12 protein-coding genes are annotated in these 17,294 nt (G+C 66.1%); 8 read left to right on the top strand and 4 right to left on the bottom strand.

The genetic code is table 11. The annotated features are described in order from the left end of the window. The first annotated feature begins 43 nt into the window (after positions 1 to 43). From LXM55_RS25515 to LXM55_RS25500, 4 genes are read left to right on the top strand one after another with little or no spacing between them, the layout of a single operon-like run. Positions 44 to 2,881: an ATP-binding protein gene (locus LXM55_RS25515; RefSeq protein WP_233322926.1), complete on the top strand. Its 2,838-nt coding sequence runs from the start codon at positions 44 to 46 to the stop codon at positions 2,879 to 2,881. Next, positions 2,878 to 4,158: an EAL domain-containing response regulator gene (locus tag LXM55_RS25510; RefSeq protein ID WP_233322925.1), complete on the top strand. Its 1,281-nt coding sequence runs from the start codon at positions 2,878 to 2,880 to the stop codon at positions 4,156 to 4,158. Before LXM55_RS25515 ends, LXM55_RS25510 begins: the two co-directional genes overlap by 4 nt. Next, entirely contained in the window at positions 4,110 to 7,292 is a 3,183-nt protein-coding gene (locus LXM55_RS25505; RefSeq protein ID WP_233322924.1) for a hybrid sensor histidine kinase/response regulator, read from the top strand. Before LXM55_RS25510 ends, LXM55_RS25505 begins: the two co-directional genes overlap by 49 nt. 59 nt (positions 7,293 to 7,351) lie before the next feature. Further along, complete coding sequence (locus LXM55_RS25500) at positions 7,352 to 8,005, top strand: response regulator (RefSeq protein WP_233322923.1); 654 nt, start codon at positions 7,352 to 7,354, stop codon at positions 8,003 to 8,005. Between the two features lie 62 nt (positions 8,006 to 8,067). Here LXM55_RS25500 and LXM55_RS25495 read toward each other — a convergent pair whose 3' ends face one another. Continuing rightward, positions 8,068 to 8,568: an Lrp/AsnC family transcriptional regulator gene (locus LXM55_RS25495; protein ID WP_233323006.1), complete on the bottom strand. Its 501-nt coding sequence runs from the start codon at positions 8,566 to 8,568 to the stop codon at positions 8,068 to 8,070. A 121-nt stretch (positions 8,569 to 8,689) separates the two neighbouring features. On the opposite strand from LXM55_RS25495, the gene LXM55_RS25490 reads away from it, so the two are divergent. The 3 genes from LXM55_RS25490 (at position 8,690) to LXM55_RS25480 (ending at position 12,405) form a co-directional block, all read left to right on the top strand. Next, positions 8,690 to 9,718 carry a histone deacetylase family protein gene (locus LXM55_RS25490; protein ID WP_233322922.1) on the top strand — a complete coding sequence of 343 codons (1,029 nt, stop codon included), beginning with the start codon at positions 8,690 to 8,692 and terminating at the stop codon, positions 9,716 to 9,718. A 58-nt stretch (positions 9,719 to 9,776) separates the two neighbouring features. Then, a complete protein-coding gene (locus LXM55_RS25485; protein ID WP_233322921.1) occupies positions 9,777 to 10,838 on the top strand; it encodes an ornithine cyclodeaminase in 1,062 nt (353 codons plus the stop codon). A gap of 154 nt (positions 10,839 to 10,992) precedes the next feature. Beyond that, complete coding sequence (locus tag LXM55_RS25480; RefSeq protein WP_233322920.1) at positions 10,993 to 12,405, top strand: amino acid permease; 1,413 nt, start codon at positions 10,993 to 10,995, stop codon at positions 12,403 to 12,405. A 54-nt stretch (positions 12,406 to 12,459) separates the two neighbouring features. Here LXM55_RS25480 and LXM55_RS25475 read toward each other — a convergent pair whose 3' ends face one another. From LXM55_RS25475 to LXM55_RS25465, 3 genes are read right to left on the bottom strand one after another with little or no spacing between them, the layout of a single operon-like run. Then, positions 12,460 to 13,800, bottom strand: coding sequence for an MFS transporter (locus LXM55_RS25475; protein ID WP_233322919.1), 1,341 nt, complete (start codon positions 13,798 to 13,800; stop codon positions 12,460 to 12,462). A 43-nt stretch (positions 13,801 to 13,843) separates the two neighbouring features. Continuing rightward, entirely contained in the window at positions 13,844 to 15,385 is a 1,542-nt protein-coding gene (locus tag LXM55_RS25470) for a class I adenylate-forming enzyme family protein (protein ID WP_233322918.1), read from the bottom strand. Between the two features lie 2 nt (positions 15,386 to 15,387). Beyond that, entirely contained in the window at positions 15,388 to 16,566 is a 1,179-nt protein-coding gene (locus tag LXM55_RS25465) for an acetyl-CoA acetyltransferase (RefSeq protein ID WP_233322917.1), read from the bottom strand. A gap of 145 nt (positions 16,567 to 16,711) precedes the next feature. Here LXM55_RS25465 and LXM55_RS25460 point away from each other — a divergent pair, with 145 nt between their 5' ends. After that, entirely contained in the window at positions 16,712 to 17,284 is a 573-nt protein-coding gene (locus LXM55_RS25460) for a LuxR C-terminal-related transcriptional regulator (protein ID WP_233322916.1), read from the top strand. Positions 17,285 to 17,294: the final 10 nt, after the last annotated feature.

Genomic DNA, 17,294 nt, shown 5'->3' with positions numbered 1-17,294 from the left:
TATTCTGAAGATGGGTATGGAAAGTTCTCCTTACCATGGAGCAATGCATACACCAGCCCATTTTCCAGCCCTTACCAGCCACTTTTCCGGGTCCTATATTCCGGTGGTCCTGCTGCGGCTGTTCATGTACAGCCTGCTGTTCTGCATCCTGATCATCGCCGGCTTCGTGATTCAATGGTCACTTAATGAAACACTTTCCAACTATCGCCGGCAGATGAACGCCGCGGCATTTAACGCCCAACAATTCTTCAATCAACGGGAAAGCCTGTTGAAGGCCATTTCTTCCTCGGCGGTGCGCACTAGCGATGATCGCCTTAGTTCTTCCACCCGCAACTTTCTGGCAACTAACGAGCAACTGCGGGTATTGCCATTCGGCCGTGCCGGATCGCCGCGCTGGGCCCTGGTGCTCACCGCCCGCGATCTGGTCGAGGTCGACAACACCCACAGCCAACTGCTCTACCTGGCCCCGGAACAGGGCCTGGTCAGCACCCTCTACGAGCCACCGGGCAGCAAACCCACCCCGCCATCCGACGACGCCAGCGCCGCCCCCTGGCTCAAGCAGCTTGACCAGCGCGCCGCGCAGAACCTGCTGACCCTGCACCCGGGGGCGCGCACCTTGTGGTACTGGGCCGGTGCCGACGGCAACAAGCAGGTGTACCTGCTGCGCCCGGTGGACGAGCATCACGCCAGCGAGGGCTGGCTCGGCCTGGAACTCACCGAGATCGACCTGGCGCTCGACCCGCTGGGCCTGCACCAGGGCAAATACCTGCTCTATGACGCCGAAGGCGCGCTGGTGCTGCACAGCGCCAACTGGCAAGTGCCCGGCAGCCTGGCGCGCCTGCAGGCCGACGAAGACTCCTTCGGCCTGCACCGCCTGGGCGGGCTGCCCGACTACATCGTGCTCAACAAATCCGTGGGCAACGCCGGCTGGCGCCTGGTGTACTACGCGCCGGTCAGCCAACTGCTGCAAGACAGTTCCGGCCCGCTGTACGGCACCCTGCTGGTGACCTTGCTGCTGTTCGCGGCGATCTTTCTCGGTGCGCGCTATATCCGCCTGCGCCTGGTGGAGCCGGCGATGCGCCACTACAGCGCCCTGGCGGACAGCGTTTCGCTCAACCGGCGCTTCATCGAGGTCGCGCCAGTGGGCCTGTGCCTGATGCGCCGCGACAACGGCCGGCTGATCCTCTGCAACGAGTCCGGGCGGCGCTGGCTGACCTCGGTCCCCGGCTTGCGCGAGCGGATTCTCGGCGAGCCGCATAGCCGCGTGCACGCCATCGACCATGCCCTGGAGGATGGCACGTTCATCCAGCTGACCTGCGCGCCCACCGGCTACAACGGCGTGGCGGCGGTATTGTGCTGCATCAGCGACGTCACCGACTTCAAGGTGGCCGAGCAGTCGCTGCTGCAGGCCAAGCTGCTGTCGGACCAGGCCAACCGCGAAAAAACCCTGTTCCTCAGTACCTTGAGCCACGAGATCCGCACCCCCATGTACGGCATCCTCGGTTCCCTGGAAATGCTCCGTACCACCGCCCTCAGCGCGCAGCAGGGCGACTACCTGGAAGCCACCCAACAAGCCTCCTCGGCGTTGATGCGGACCATCAACGACACCCTCGACCTATCGCTGATCGAGTCCGGCCGGCTGAGCCTGAACCGCGCGCCGTTCTCTGCGATCCGGCTGGTGGAGGAAGTGGCCTTCAGTTACTCGGCCCGGGCCCGCAGCAAAGGCCTGCGCCTGTACGTGACCCTGGACCCGAATGTCGCCGAGCAGGTGCTCGGCGACGGCGAGCGCATTCGCCAGATCCTCAACAACCTGGTGAGCAACGCCATCAAGTTCACCGAATCCGGCCACGTGGTGCTGCGCCTGCATGCCGAAGCACCGGCGGGCCAGGCTCCGCGCCTGCGTTTCCAGGTGGTGGACAGCGGCCCGGGAATCGCTCCGGAGTTCCAGGCCAACCTGTTCGAGCCCTATTACCGCGTCCCCAACTGGCTGGGCCAGAAGACCTCGGGCACCGGCCTCGGCCTGGCCATCTGCCAACGGCTGGCGTGCATGATGCAGGGTCAGTTGACCGCCATCAGCGAGCCGGGGCTGGGTTCCAGCTTCAGTTTTAGCCTGGCCCTGGAGCCCTGCAACGCGGCACCGGCGCCCGACCTGCCGCGCCTGGGGGTAACCCCGGTGTATGTGCGCGGCGATGTCCGGGAAGTGAACCTCAACCTCTGCCACTGGTTACGCCGCTGGGGCGCGCTGGCGATCCCCTATGTCGCCGAGCGCGACCCGCCGTCCCGCAAGGCGGTGCTGGTGGAGGCCTTTCTCGGCCCATCGCGGCCGGTGGCCTGGAGTGGCCCGCGAGTGATCATGCACGCGCCCGGCATGGGCCCGCCGCAGCGCCAGGCCAGCGACAGCTGGATCGCCCGCACCTTCAGCCTCGACAGCCTGCGCAATGCCGTGGCCCAGGCCCAGTCCGGCATCGTCGCCGAGCGCCGCTTCGCCTCCCCCGAGGCCCTGGTTCCGAGCCTGGACCTCAAGCTGCTGGCGGTGGACGACAGCCCGTTGTCGCTGCAGGTGATCTTTCAGCAGGGCCGCTACCTGGGCAACCACATGGTGGCCTGCGCCAGTGCCATCGACGCCTTGAAACGCGACGACCTGCTGTCCTTCGACGGCGTGCTGACCGACCTGCAGATGGAGCACATGGACGGCCTGGCGTTTGCCCGCGCCCTGCGCGAGCGCGGGTTCTGCGGCCCCATCATCGGCATCACCGGTGAACTGTCACCGGTGCTGCGCAGCCGCTGCGAAGCGGCCGGGATCCGCCAACTGCTCCTCAAGCCGGTCCCCCTGGACGCCTTGAGCGAGGTACTGCAATCCATCAAGAGGAAAGTCATGTGAGCTTGCCCAAAACCCTGCGCGTCCTGGTGCTGGACGACCACCCGATACACTGCATGCAGGCCCGGCAACTGCTGCAGCAGGCAGGGTTCGGCCCGGTGGACAGCGCCCTGGACGCGCGCCAGGCCCTGGCCATGCTGCACCGCCAGGTCTACGACCTGGTGCTGGTGGACCTGCACATGCCGGAAATGGATGGAGTGCAGTTCATCCACGCCCTGACCGGCGTCGAGCAAGTGCCGATCCTGGCGATCGTTTCCTCCTGCTCGCGACGGCTGATGAACAGCGTCAGCCTGATGGCCAAGGAGAAAGGCCTGGCGGTGCTCGGGACCTTCCCCAAGCCACTGGAAGCGACCCACGTCGAGCAGATCAGCGCCATCATCGGCAACCACCAGGGCCACGGGGTCGTGCCCCGGCCCGAGCATGCGGCGGTGTTCGACCGCCAGGTGCTGGAGCGGGCCATCGAGCGTCGCGAACTCAAGGCCAGGTTCCAGCCCCGGCGCTCGCTGAGCAGTGGCCGGATCGTCGGCGCCGAGGCCCTGGTGCGCTGGGACAGCCCGTCCTTCGGCCTGCTGATGCCGGACTCGTTCCTGGCCTCGATCAGCCGCTGCCAGCTGGACCATCAACTGTTGCTGCTGATGCTCGACGACGCGATCCAGGCGCAGCAGCACTGGCAGCGCCTGGGCTATCGCCTCAAGGTCTCGGTCAACCTGCCCACCGGGCTGCTGGACGACCCCGGCCTGCCGGACCAGTTGCAGCGCCTGACCGTTGCCGCCGGGCTGTCCACCAGCGACCTGTGCTTCGAGCTGCTGGAGACCGAACGGCCGCTGTCCCCAGGCCAGTACCACATGGGCGCCAGCCGCCTGCGCCTGAAAGGTTTCGGCCTGGCTCAGGATGACTTCGGCATGGGCTACAGTTCGATGTACGCGCTGATTTCCACGCCATTCACCGAGATGAAAATCGATCGCCACTTCGTCCATGGCGCCGCCGCCGATGACGCCCGTGCCGCGGCCCTGGTGGCGGCGGTGCAGCTGGGCCGGCAATTAGGCCTGGAAGTGGTGGCCGAAGGCGTAGAATCGGCCCGCGACCTGGAGTTCTTGCGCTTGATTGGCTGCGATAGCGCCCAGGGCTATCTTATTTCGGCGGCATTGGAGCTGGACGCTTTTACACAATTGCTGGGATGCAGTGTCACACCCCTTCTTTCTTCACCCACCCGGCCCGTCTCTCCACATCCATGCCAGACATCCCGCTACGACGCATTGCACAAAACTTCCGACGACTGAATCTGGTTCTGTTCGTCATCCTGCCCTTGCTGCTGATCATGGGGGGCGCCCTGTTCTGGGGTGGCCAACGGATCATTCGCCAGGAGCAGGAACGGATCGCCGTGGACTTCAAACTGCTGACCCGCTACATGGGCGAGCAGAAAGCCCTGCTCGAACGCCTGAAGAACGAGCCGTTCGGCGACGACGACCCGCAGAGCACGGCGCGCATCTTTCGCCTGATGGACCAGCAGCAGGCGCTCGGCGCGACCCTGTTCCAGGGCAGCCCGTCGCCTGTGGAAACCCCCTTCACCCTGGTCTGCGAGGACATGCTCCATTGCCCCCTGGACAGCGCCCGGGCCGCAAGCTTCGGCCGCTACCTGGCGGACCTCTACTCCAGCTTCTGGGTCCGCTCCAGCTACCCGGCCTCGGCCTTGCTGGTGGTGGATGCCGGTACCGGCAGCAGTTTTACCGTGCCGACCGTCGGCGCGCACCAGCCGTCTCTGTCCGCCGCCCAGGTCATGGCCAGCATCCAGGCCATCCGCAACAGCGCCCGCGGCGGCGGCAACGACGAGGTCCGCTGGATCCGCCTGCCGGGGTTTGCCGGCCACCTGCTGGCCTTCAAAGCACTGCGCAACCCGCGCTTCAGCGACAGCGCCACCGACACCTACGCCGCCACCCTGAGCTACCGCCAGCGCATCAATGTCTTTTCCCGGCCAAGGCAACCGACCTTCTATGACGCCTTCTGGCTGGAAAGCCAGCACGATGGCCTGCTGCTGGGGGAACGCCCGCAACCGGCGGACATGGACCGGGCGGTCAACCTGCGCAGCGACGGCCTGGTCTTTCGCGTCAGTGACGACAGTGCCACCTGGACCGGCTACTACCTGCTGAGCTACCGGACCCTGTTCCTCGGCCATTCCTGGCCCCTGGCGGGGATCCTCCTGCTGCTGGTGCTCAGCCCCGTGGCCGGCCGCGCCTACGCCCGCTGGTATCAGCGCCGGGTCATCGTGCCGGCGCAGCGGGCCCACAGCGAGCTGGTGGAAAGCGACCAGTTCAACCGGACCTTGCTGGAAACCACCCCGGTGGCGCTGTGCGTGTTCCGCCGCGAGCGCAGCCTGATTGTCTTCGCCAACACCCTGGCGCTGAAATGGTTCGACACCCAGGTCGGCCAGAGCCTGCAGGACAGCGGCCTGGAACCGGGGCTGCTGGAGCAGATCAGCCAGGCCAGGGAACCGGGGGAGATCGAGAACTATCAGAGCCACGACGGCCGCTCGTTCTACATCGCCTACGCACCGACCCGCTACCGCAACCAGGACGTGCTGGTCTGCGCCTTCGCCGACCTCAGCGTGCGGGCCCAGATGGAACAGCAACTGACCCAGGCAAAACAGGCGGCCGACAAGGCCAACAGCGCCAAGTCGGTGTTTCTGGCGACCATGAGCCATGAAATCCGCACGCCGCTGTACGGCGTGCTCGGTTCGCTGGAACTGATGGGCCTGACCGACCTGGACCGCGAGCAACGCCAGTTGCTCGAACGCATCCAGGTGTCCTCAGGCCTGTTGCTGCAGATCATCAGTGACATCCTCGACATCACCCGCATCGAATCCGGCCAACTGTCCCTCGGCGATCAGTCGTTCGACCCCAGGGCGCTGGTGCAGCGCTGTACCGCGGCGTTTGTCGACGCGGCCCGCAACAAGGGCCTGCTGCTGTTTGCCTCGGTCGACCCGGCGCTGCCGCCGTTGCTGGGCGACCCCGGGCGAATCAGCCAGATCCTCACCAACCTGATCAGCAATGCGGTCAAGTTCACCCATTCCGGGCATGTGATCGTACGGGCCCGCAGCGAGCCCGGCAGCCAGGGCCGGGTGCGCTTGTCACTGCAGGTGGTGGACACCGGGATCGGCATCGGCCAGGAGGAACAGCAGCAGCTGTTCATCCCCTTCTATCAGATCGACGCCCACTCCCACACGGTGCACGGCGCCGGGCTGGGCCTGTCGATCTGCGCCCGGCTGGCGGCACTGATGGGCAGCCAGATCCACCTCACCAGCGAGCTGGGCCTGGGCAGCAGCTTCACCATGAGCCTGGAACTGCCGGTGGCGGACGAGGTGCCCGACGCGCCTGTACCGGACCTCGGCGGCACGCAGATCCATGTCCACAGCCCGCACCACGAGCTGACCGACAACCTGTGCCTGTGGCTGCAAAAATGGGGCGCCCAGGCCAGCCCCCTGGACACCGCGGCTGCCATGCCCCACGGCGAGGGCATCCTCCTGCGCCTGCTGGACGACGGCCCGCAAGCGCCGTCGCCGGCCACCGGCCTGCTGCGGATCGACCTCGGCGGGCAGCACCAGGCCCCGGGCACGAGCCTGGCCGAGGCCTGTGATTTCATGGCCATCGGCCGTTTGATCGAACGCCGCCTGGGGCGCGCGCCGGAGCCCAGCGAGCCGTCGCCGAGTGACCTGAGCGGCCTGCCGGCCCTGGGCTTGAACGTACTGGTGGCCGAGGACAACCCAATCAACCAGGCGACCCTGAGCCATCAGCTGCAGCAACTGGGCTGTCGCAACACCCTGGCCGCCGACGGCGCCGAAGCCCTCGACCTGTGGCGGGTGGGCGACTACGACCTGCTGCTGACCGACGTCAACATGCCGCGCATGAACGGCTATGAGCTGACCTGCATCCTGCGGGCCTCGGGGGATGACCGGCCGATCATCGGCATCACCGCCAACGCCATGTGCGATGAAGAAGCCCGTTGCCAGGCCGCCGGCATGGACACCTGGCTGGTCAAGCCGGTGCCCCTGCAGACCCTGCGGGCCAGCCTGGCGCGGCTCACCCAGGTGGCCCCCGAGGACGATCAGGGCCTGTTGCCCGACGTACCGACGCCCCCGGATAGCGGCAGCCTGCCGCCCAACCTGCGGCAGATTTTCACCCACACCATGAAGCTCGACCTCGAACACCTGCGCCGGGCCCTTGATCAACACGACTACGAACGCATCTTCCACCTGCTGCACCGGATTCGCGGGTCGCTGGCGGTCGCCGGCTACGAAACCCTGATCCAACAGCTGGAAGCCTTGGGCCAGAGCCTGCGCGAAGCCGGTTTGACGGCCACCACGCGCACGAATAGCCTGACGCTGTTGCACGCCTTGCAGGACATCAGCCAGCCCGACTGACCTCTCGCAGCACCCGCATCCCTGCGCATCTCCTTTGACGAAAATGGATCGTGTCCACCATGAAAAAAATCCGAGTTGCCCTGGCTGACGATCATCCCCTGGTGCTCGCTGCCGTCAGCGACCTGTTGCACAAGACCGGTAAATATGAAGTGGTGGCCGCCGTCACCACCCCGAGCGCGCTGGTCCAGCAACTGGCGGACGACCCGCGGATCGATGTGGTGATCACCGATTACTTCATGGAGGGCGACGAGAAGTTCGGCGACGGCATTCGCCTGGTGACCTACCTGATCCGCCACTTTCCCAGGGTCCAGGTGCTGGTGCTGACCATGATGTCCAACCCGATGATCGTGGCCGCGCTGTATGACATCGGCGTGCGCTCGGTGCTGCTCAAGCGCCACGACATGAGCGAACTGCTCAGTGCCCTGGAAAACGTCCGGCTGGGGCGCATCCACCACCCGCCGAGCCTGGTGCCGAACGAATTCCACAGCAGCCCGGTGCGCTCCATGGCCGACGGCCTGAGCAGCCTCACGCCCAAGGAATACGAGGTGCTGCGGCACTTCGTGCGCGGTGAGTCGATGATGCAGATCGCCGCCAACCTCAAGCGCAGCGTGAAGACCGTCAGCGCGCAGAAGATCTCGGCGATCCGCAAGCTCAACCTCGACAGCGACCAGGCGCTGGTCGCCTTCTGCCTGGAGTCCGGCGAGTTCCAGTAGGCGCTAGGGCTTGGACAACCACCGCGCCGCGGCCAGGCGCCGCCGCTTGGGAAATCGCTGCCCTACCTGGGCAGCGGCTGGGCAATCGCCAGGCGGCTGGTGGCCTTGACCTCGCGCAGCGCCAGGCTCGACTGGATCGAGGCGATGCCCGGCTGGCGCCTGAGCACGTGCTCGACAAAGTCGCTGTAGCTGTCCAGGTCCCGGGCCAGTACCTGCAGCAGGTAGTCGGCATCGCCGGTGATCTTGTGGCAGGCCTGGACCTCGGGCAGGCGCATGATCACCTGTTCGAAATCGTCCGGGGTCTGGTCGGAGTGGGTGGCGAAACGCACATGGACAAACGCCAGGATGTCCAGCCCCAGCAGGCGCCGGTCGAGGTTGGCCTGGTAGTCCCTGATCACCCCTTCTTCCTCCAGGCGCTTGCGCCGCCGCCAGCAGGGGGTAAGGCTCAGTGACAGGCGCTCGCTGAGTTCGGCGTTGGAAATGCTCGCGTCCTGTTGCAACAGCGCAAGAATGGCCAGGTCGGTGTCGTCGAGACTGACGCGACGAGTGGTTTTTTTCACAATCAGCCACCAATAGGAAAAATATTACCCAAAAATCTACTTCCACCCGAACAAAAAGCAAAGAAATCGCCGCCATGCCGGAACAAACTATTTGCACCGGACAATAACAATGGATGCGTTCAGCATGCTTACCGTCTTCAGCGAATCCCACCGCCTGCACCACGGCACCGAATTGAAGGATGGCGTGCTCAAGCCCTCCTTCGAACAACCCAGCCGCGCCGATACGGTGCGTGACCGGGTCCGCCACGTGGGGCTTGGCGAGATCATCGGGCCACGGCGCTTCGACCGCGCCTGCTACGTCGCCGCTCACAGCGAACGTTACGTGGCCTTCCTGGAAAACGCCTGGCACGAGTGGAGCGCCACCGGCCGCCGCCACGACGCCCTGCCCCTGGTCTGGCCGGTGCGCGACCTGGCCAACCAGCAAGTGCCGCACTTCATCGACGGCAAGCTGGGCTTCTTCGCCATGGACGCCGGCTCGCCGATCACCGCCACCACCTGGGACGCGGCGCGCACCAGCGCCGATATCGCCCTCACCGCCCTGGCGCTGATCGACGAAGGCCAGGACAGTGCCTTCGCCCTGTGCCGCCCGCCGGGCCATCACGCCGCGCGTGAATACATGGGCGGCTACTGCTACCTGAACAACGCCGCCATCGCCGCGCAGCAGGCCATCACCCGGGGCGCCAAGCGGGTGGCGGTGCTGGACGTGGACTTCCACCACGGCAACGGCACCCAGAACATTTTCTACGACCGCGGCGACGTGCTGTTCGTCTCGCTGCACGGCGACCCGACGGTGTCCTACCCCTACTTCTCCGGCCATGCCGACGAGCGCGGCACGGGGCCCGGCGAAGGCTGCAACCTGAACCTGCCCCTGCCGAAAAACACCACCTGGCCGCGCTACCGCGAAGCCCTTGAGCTGGCTTGCCGGCAACTGCGCGCGTTCGCTCCGGAGCTGCTGGTGGTGTCCCTCGGGGTGGACACCTTCAAGGACGATCCCATCAGCCACTTCCTCCTGGAAAGCCAGGACTTCCTCGGCATGGGCCAGCTCATCGCCACGGTGGGCGTGCCCACGCTGTTCGTGATGGAAGGCGGCTACATGGTGGATGAGATCGGCATCAACGCGGTCAATGTGCTGCACGGCCATGCCAACCGCTAACGCGCGCCCGACGCGTTCCCCAGCAGTGTTCAACGTTCCGACCGAGAGGGAAATCAACATGACCTTGTATATCGATGTGGATCAGGCAGCCGCCCTGTACTCGCGCCTGGGGGTCGCCCGGGCGATCCGTGAAATGGCCGGCTACATCCAGGCCGACTACCAGCGCTGGCAGGCGTTCGAAAAGTCCCCGCGCACGGCCAACCATTCGCCCACCGGGGTGATCGAGCTGATGCCCACAGACGACGGCCGGCAATACGCCTTCAAGTACGTCAACGGCCACCCCGGCAACCCCGCCAGGCAGTTGCTGACGGTGATGGCCTTCGGCGTGCTGGCGGACGTCGACAGCGGCTACCCGGTGCTGCTCAGCGAGCTGACCCTGACCACTGCGGTGCGCACCGCCGCCACCTCGGCCCTGGTGGCCCAGGCCCTGGCGCGCCCGGACAGCCGAGTCATGGCGCTGATCGGCAACGGTGCCCAGAGCGAATTCCAGGCCATCGCCTTCCACGACATGCTCGGCATCGACGAACTGCGGATCTTCGACATCGACCCGGCCGCCTCGCGCAAGCTGCAGCACAACCTGCACGCCTGGCCGGGGCTCAAGGTGCAGATCGCCGGCTCAGTGGCCGAGGCGGTCCGGGGCGCCGATATCGTCACCACGGTGACCGCGGACAAGGCCTACGCCACCATCCTCACCCCGGAGCTGATCGAACCCGGCATGCACCTCAATGCCGTGGGCGGCGACTGCCCGGGCAAGACCGAGCTGCACGCGCAGATCCTGCGCAACGCCCGGGTGGTGGTCGAATTCGAGGCGCAGACGCGCATCGAGGGCGACATCCAGCAGTTGCCGGCAGACTTTGCGGTCACCGAATACTTTCGCATTGCCCAGGGCCTGGAACCTGGGCGCGAGCACGCCGCCCAGGTCACGGTGTTCGACTCGGTGGGCTTCGCCCTGGAGGACTTTTCGTCGCTGCGCTACCTGCACGACCTGGCGCGTGAACACGGCATAGGCGAGCAGATCCACCTGGTGCCGACCCCGGCCAACCTCAAGGACCTGTTCCAACTGATCGGCCCGGGCGCCGAAGCCGCCACCAACGCCCCGCGCCGGCTGGCCAGCGGCTGAGGCCCGGCCCGATGAGCGCTGAACAGGGCAAGCGCGCGTGCCCCTGTTCAGCGCCCTGCCCCGACTGCGCCGCCCCGACCTACAACCACAAGGCGCAGCCCCAGCAACCTTTCACTGCCAAAACTCGACAACTATAAAATCAAGAGGTTTTGTGATGACTCCAGACACCCTCGGCGCCGCTGCGCGCCCTGCACTGCAACGCACCCTGCATAACCGTCACATCCAGCTCATGGCCATGGGCGGCGCCATCGGCACCGGGCTGTTCATGGGCTCGGGCAAGATCATCGCCATGTCCGGCACTTCGATCATCCTGATCTACATGATCATCGGCCTGTTCGTGTACCTGGTGATGCGCGCCATGGGCGAGCTGCTGCTGTCGAACCTGCAATTCAAGAGCTTCGCCGACTTTGCCGGCGCCTACCTGGGGCCGCGCGCGGCGTTCTTTCTCGGCTGGTCCTACTGGCTGAGCTGGAGCGTGGCGGTGGTCGGCGACGCGGTGGTGGTCGGCGGTTTCTTCCAGTACTGGTTCCCCGGCGTGCCGGCCTGGATGCCCGCGATCAGCATGATGCTGACCCTGTTCGCCCTCAACGTGCTCACCGTGCGGCTGTTCGGCGAAGTGGAATTCTGGTTCGCCATCATCAAGATCATTGCCGTGGTCACCTTGATCAGCGTGAGCCTGGTGCTGATCGCCAGCGCGTTTGTCTCGCCCTCCGGCGTGACCGCTTCGCTGGGCCACCTGCTGGACCGGCAAGCGGCCTTTCCCCACGGCCTGCTGGGTTTCTTCGCCGGTTTCCAGATGGCGATCTTCTCCTTCGCAGGCACCGAACTGATCGGCACCGCCGCCGCGGAAACCCGCGACCCACACAGCACCCTGCCCAAGGCGATCAACGCCATTCCGCTGCGGATCATCCTGTTCTACGTGCTGGCCCTGGCCTGCATCATTGCGGTGACCTCCTGGCAGCAGGTGTCGCCGAGCAAGAGCCCGTTCGTCGAGCTGTTCCTGATTGCCGGCTTCCCGGCGGCGGCGGGCCTCGTCAACTTCGTGGTGCTGACGTCCGCCGCCTCCTCGGCCAACAGCGGGGTCTTCTCCGCCAGCCGCATGCTCTTCGGCCTGGCCGACCAGGGCAATGCCCCCCGGCTGTTCAAGCGCCTGTCGAACCACAGCGTGCCGGTCATCAGCCTGAGTTTCACCACCCTGCTGATGCTGCTGGGGGTCCTGCTGCTGTACGTAGTGCCCGAGGTGATGACCGCCTTCACCCTGGTGTCCACGGTGTCGGCGATCCTGGTGATCTTCACCTGGTCGACCATCCTCGCCTCCTACATCGCCTACCGCCGCAAGCACCCCGAACTGCACGCCCGCTCGCACTACAAGATGCCCGGTGGCGTGCCCATGGCCTGGTTCGCCCTGGCCTTCCTGCTGTTCGTCCTCGGCCTGCTGGCCCTGCGTCCGGACACCCGCCTGGCGCTGTGCGTGATGCCGGCGTGGTTTGTCTGGCTGGGCATTGCCTACCGCCTGACCGCCGGGCGCAAGGATCAAGGCCCCGTGCCGGCGGCGCAATACCGCTGAGAAGGACAGCAGCAGACGGCGCCTGGGATGAATGAATGTTTCGCTCAATCCGGCTCAGGGCGCCGGGTTGACCAGCAACGGCGATGCCAGGCTGTGATGGTTTTGCAAGCCGGGAGCACAGGCAACAAAGTCTTCCTTGCGCAGCACCACCAGGGCAATCAGCGACGCCACGCCAGTGGCCACGTAGAAGTACCAGGGCGCGGTGATGTCGCCGGTGAGCTTGATCAGCCAGGTGGAAATCAGTGGCGCGCTGCCGCCGAACACCGCCACCGGAATGTTGTAGGCCACGGCGATGCCGGTGGAGCGGATGCGGGTGGGCAGCAGCTCGCTCATCAGCGCGTAGGTCGACGACGCGTAGAGCCCGAACAGGATCGCCACCGCCATCAACGGCCAGAACAGCGTGGCCGGGGTGGCGTTGGGCGCGGTCTTGAAGAACCAGTACATCGCCAGGGTGGCCAGGGTGCCGATCACCATCAGGAACGGCTTGCGTCCGTAGCGGTCGGTGAAGGCCCCGCCCAGGGGCATGACCAGCGCCGCCGAGAGGCTGGCGACGAACACATAGAGCAAGGTGGTGCCACTGTCGAACTTGAGGGTGTTGGACATGTAGGTCGAGGCGAAGGTCAGCACCAGGTAAAAGATCGAGCTGTGCAGGGTGATGATGAAAAACACCAGGGCAATCGAGCGTTTCCACTGCCAGACTTCGCGCAGCGGCGCCTTGGAGGTCTGCCCGGCCTGCGCCAGGGCGAGGAATTCCGGGCTGTCTTCAAGCTTCAGGCGGATGTACAGGGAAATGAAGCCCAAAGGACCGGCGAGCAGGAACGGAATGCGCCAGCCCCAGTTCTGCATCAGTTCCGCGCCCAGGACCCAGGTCATGCCATTGGCCACCGCGCCGCCCAGCAACAGGCCGAGCACCGCGGTGACCATCAGCCAGCAGGTGGCGAAGCCGCGGCGCCCGGGGCCAGCGTATTCGGCAATGAAGCTGGTGATGGTGCCGATCTCGCCACCGGCGGAGAACCCCTGCACACAGCGGATCAGCACCAGGATGACCGGCGCGGCGATGCCGATGCTGGCGTAGGTCGGCAACAGGCCCAAGAGGAAGGTCGAGCCGGCCATCAGCACCAGCACCGTGATCAGGGTCCGGCGCCGGCCGATGCGGTCCGCCAACGGGCCGAAGAACAGGCCGCCCAGGGGGCGGATGAAAAAGCTCAGGGCAAAGGCCGCGAAGCTCGCCAGCAGGCTGCTGGTGGGGTCATCGGAGACGAAGAACGCCTTGCCGATGTACAGCGCCAGAAAGCCGTAGACGCCGTAGTCGTACCACTCGATCAAGTGGCCGGAGGTGGCGCCGATAAAGGCCCGGCGCCGCTGGCGCTGGGGGTTGCAAGAGGACACGTCCATGTTGGGAGACTCCTGTCGTACTGCGGTCCATGGGAAAGCGCGTTCAGTGGTCGCCGAGGGCCCCGGAGGGGTCCAGCAGCCACTGACGCAAGCGGGTCTTGAGAATCTTGCCGTAGCTGTTCTTCGGCAGCTCGGCGCAAAACAGGTATTTGCGCGGTTTCTTGAACGACGCCATGCGCGTCACGAACCACTGGTTGAGCACTTGCGGGTCGAGGCTGTCGGGGCTGCGCGCAACCACGAAGGCCACCACCGACTCGCCCCACTCGGCATCCGCCTCGCCCACCACGCACACCTCGAACACCTGGGGATGCTGCATCAGCACCTCCTCCACTTCCCGCGGGTAGATGTTGCTGCCGCCGGAAATGATCACATCCTTGGAACGGTCGGTCAGGGTCAGGAAGCCGCGGCTGTCGAGGAAACCGATATCGCCGGTGAGCAACCAGCCCTCCACCAGGGTCGCCCGGGTGGCGGCCGGGTTGTCCCAGTAGCCGTGCATCACCGGGGCGCCGCGCACGGCGATTTCCCCGGGCGCGCCGGCCGGCAGGGGCTGCCCCCCGGCATCGAGGATGCGCACTTCGACACAGGCCTGCGGGCGCCCCACCGACGCCGCCAGCGCCGGCCAGTCCGGGTGCTGGCGGTCGGCAATCAGCTCCCGGGACAGCGCGCTGATGCTCATCGGGCACTCGCCCTGGCCGTAGATCTGCACCAGCCTCGGGCCGAAGGTGTCCAGGGCCTGGGCCAGGTCCGCCTGGTACATCGGTGCCCCGCCGTAGACGATGGTCTTGATGCCCGTGCCGTCATAGCCTTGCTGCCGGGCCTGCTCGACCATGCGCTTGACCATGGTCGGCGCGGCAAACAGGCTGACCTGCCCCAATTGCTGCGCCAGCCCGAACAGCTCTGGCGCATCGAACCCCCGGGATTGCGGCACCACGTGCCGGGCACCACAGCGCACGTGAATGAAGTTGTACAGCCCGGCGCCGTGAGACATCGGCGCGGCATAGACCAGCGCATCGCCGGCCTGCACCGGGTCGACATCCAGCGGGTAGCACAGCGACATGGCGATCAGGTTGCCGTGGGACAGCATCACCCCCTTGGAACGGCCGGTGGTGCCCGAGGTGTAGAACAGCCAGGCCAGCTCGTCGTCGGCGCACGGCCAGGGCTCGCGCAGCTCGGCGTCCACCGCGCCCGCCGGCACCGGCATGACGTCGGCCGGCACCTCGCGGCAATCGGCGGGCAAGTCCTGCAGCTCGAAGGTCCGGCCGCCGTCGGTGAAGATCAACCTGGCCCCGGCATTGCCGACGATCCAGGCCGCCTCCCGCGGATGCAGCTTGCTGTTGACCGGCACCGCCACGGCCCCGCTCCACCAGATGGCGTAGAGCAGTTCCAGGTAGTCGCAGCTGTTCTTCAGCAGCAAGGCCACCCGGTCCCCGGCGGCGATGCTGTGGTCATGCCGCAGGTGCAGGGCGCGGGCCCGGACCCGCGCGGCGAAGCCCTGGTAGTCGGCCACCTGGCGGCAGCCCTCGAACAGCGCGGGGCGCTGCGGCCAGCGTTGGGCCGCGTCCAGCAGCCAATGGGCGATGTTCATGCTCAGGCCCTGAGCGCTTGCAGGACCGTGGCGTAGTTGGCCACGGCCATCCCGCCCATGTTGAACAGCAGGCCGAACTCGGCCCGGGGCACGCCCAGGCCAATCGGCTCGTCGATCAGCTGGCGAAAGCCCAGGGCATGCATCGACACGCCAGTGGCGCCCACCGGGTGGCCCTTGGCCTTGAGCCCGCCGGACAGGTTGACCGGCAAACGGCCGCCGTGGCGCACGATGCCCTCGTCCAGGGCCCGATGGCCTTCGCCCTTGGGCGCCAGGCCCATGGCTTCATAGATCAGCAGCTCGGCGATGGTGAAACAGTCGTGGACCTCGGCAAAACTCATGTCTCCCAGGCTGACCCCGGCCTCGCGCAAGGCGCCATGAATGGCCCGCTGCGGACCGTCAAAGGCCAGGATGTCGCGACTGGCCATTGGCAGCAGGTCATTGACCTGGCTCAGGGCGCGGATCGCCACTTCACGCCGGAACGAGCGCGCGCGCTGCGGCGAAGCCAGGACAATCGCCGCCGCGCCGTCACTGATCAGCGAGCAGTCGGTGAGGCGCAAGGACGGCGCGATCAGCGGATTGCTCTGGGACACCTGGTTGCAATGCTCGAAGTCCATCGGCCGGTGCATCTGCGCCAGCGGGTTGGCCATGGCATTGGCGTGGTTCTTCACCGCAATCGCCGCCATCGAGGCCAGCGGGCTGTGGTAGCGCTCGGTGTACTGCTGCGCGACCCGGGCAAACAGCTGCGCAAAGCTCAGGCCGGCTTCCTGCGGATCGTTCTGGTAGCCGGCACCGGCCAGGGCTTGGGTGACCTCGGCGGTGGAGTTGCTGGTCATCTTTTCCGCGCCCACCACCAGCACCAGCTCAGCGGCGCCACTGCGGATCGCATTGACCCCCGCGAGGATCGCCGCCGAGCCCGAGGCGCAAGCGTTTTCGCAACGGGTGGCCGGTTTGAAGCGCAACTGCGGGTCGGCCTGGAGCATCAGCGAGGCGGGAAACCCGTCCGGCACCAGGCCTGCGTTGAAATGCCCGAGAAACAGCGCGTCGATCTCGGCGGCATCGATCGCGGCGTCGGCCAGGGCCTCGCGGGTGACCTGGACAATCAGGTCCTCCAGGGTCAGCCCCTGGAGACGACCGAATGATGTGTGGGCGGCAGCGACAATGGAAACGGAAGCATGATTCATGGTGATTTTCTTCTGTGCTTGAAGCGGGCATTCCCTACAATGGCGAGCGCCGGAATCCGACGCTAGTTGGGGCAACTACGTACAACAGTAAGTAGTGCCCCGCTCGCTAGAGCGGCGCAACGACTTCCACGAGGCAGGATGCCCCATGACCGTATATGCCCAGCAGCTCCAGGACCTAGAGCGCCTGGCCTTCCAGGTTTCACCCGCACCGCAGTTGATCACTGGGCATCGGCGCATGCTCGATTGCAACCAGGCCTTCCTGCGCCTGTTCGGCTATGAGCGCGAGCAGTTGCTGGACCGCCTGACCCTGCTGCTGTATCCGTCCCAGGCCGATTACCAGAGCATTGGCGAGCGCAGCGAACACTGGCTGCGCAACGGCCACGGCGCTTCCTACACGGACGAACGCTTTATGCAGCACCGCAATGGCGAAGTGTTCTGGGCCCGGGCCCACGGCTTTTCCCTGACCCCCGAAGACCCGTTCGGGCTGATGATCTGGCACTTCGAACGCCTGGACCGGCAACTGGCGCCAACGGTGCGCCTGACCCCACGCGAGCGCGAGATCTCGCTGCACATCGTCAACGGCCTGACCTGCAAGGAAGTGGCGCGCAAACTGGCGATTTCCCACCGCACCGTGGAAGTCCATCGCGCCCGGCTGATGAAGAAGCTGCAAGCCAAGAACAGCGCGGAGCTGGTGTCGAAGATCATCTACATCCGCTGATGCGCCACCG

The organism is Pseudomonas sp. Au-Pse12 (assembly GCF_021341665.1).
Taxonomy (GTDB): domain Bacteria; phylum Pseudomonadota; class Gammaproteobacteria; order Pseudomonadales; family Pseudomonadaceae; genus Aquipseudomonas.
Note: the sequence above shows the minus strand (reverse complement) of the source record. Positions and strands in the feature narration are given on the sequence as shown.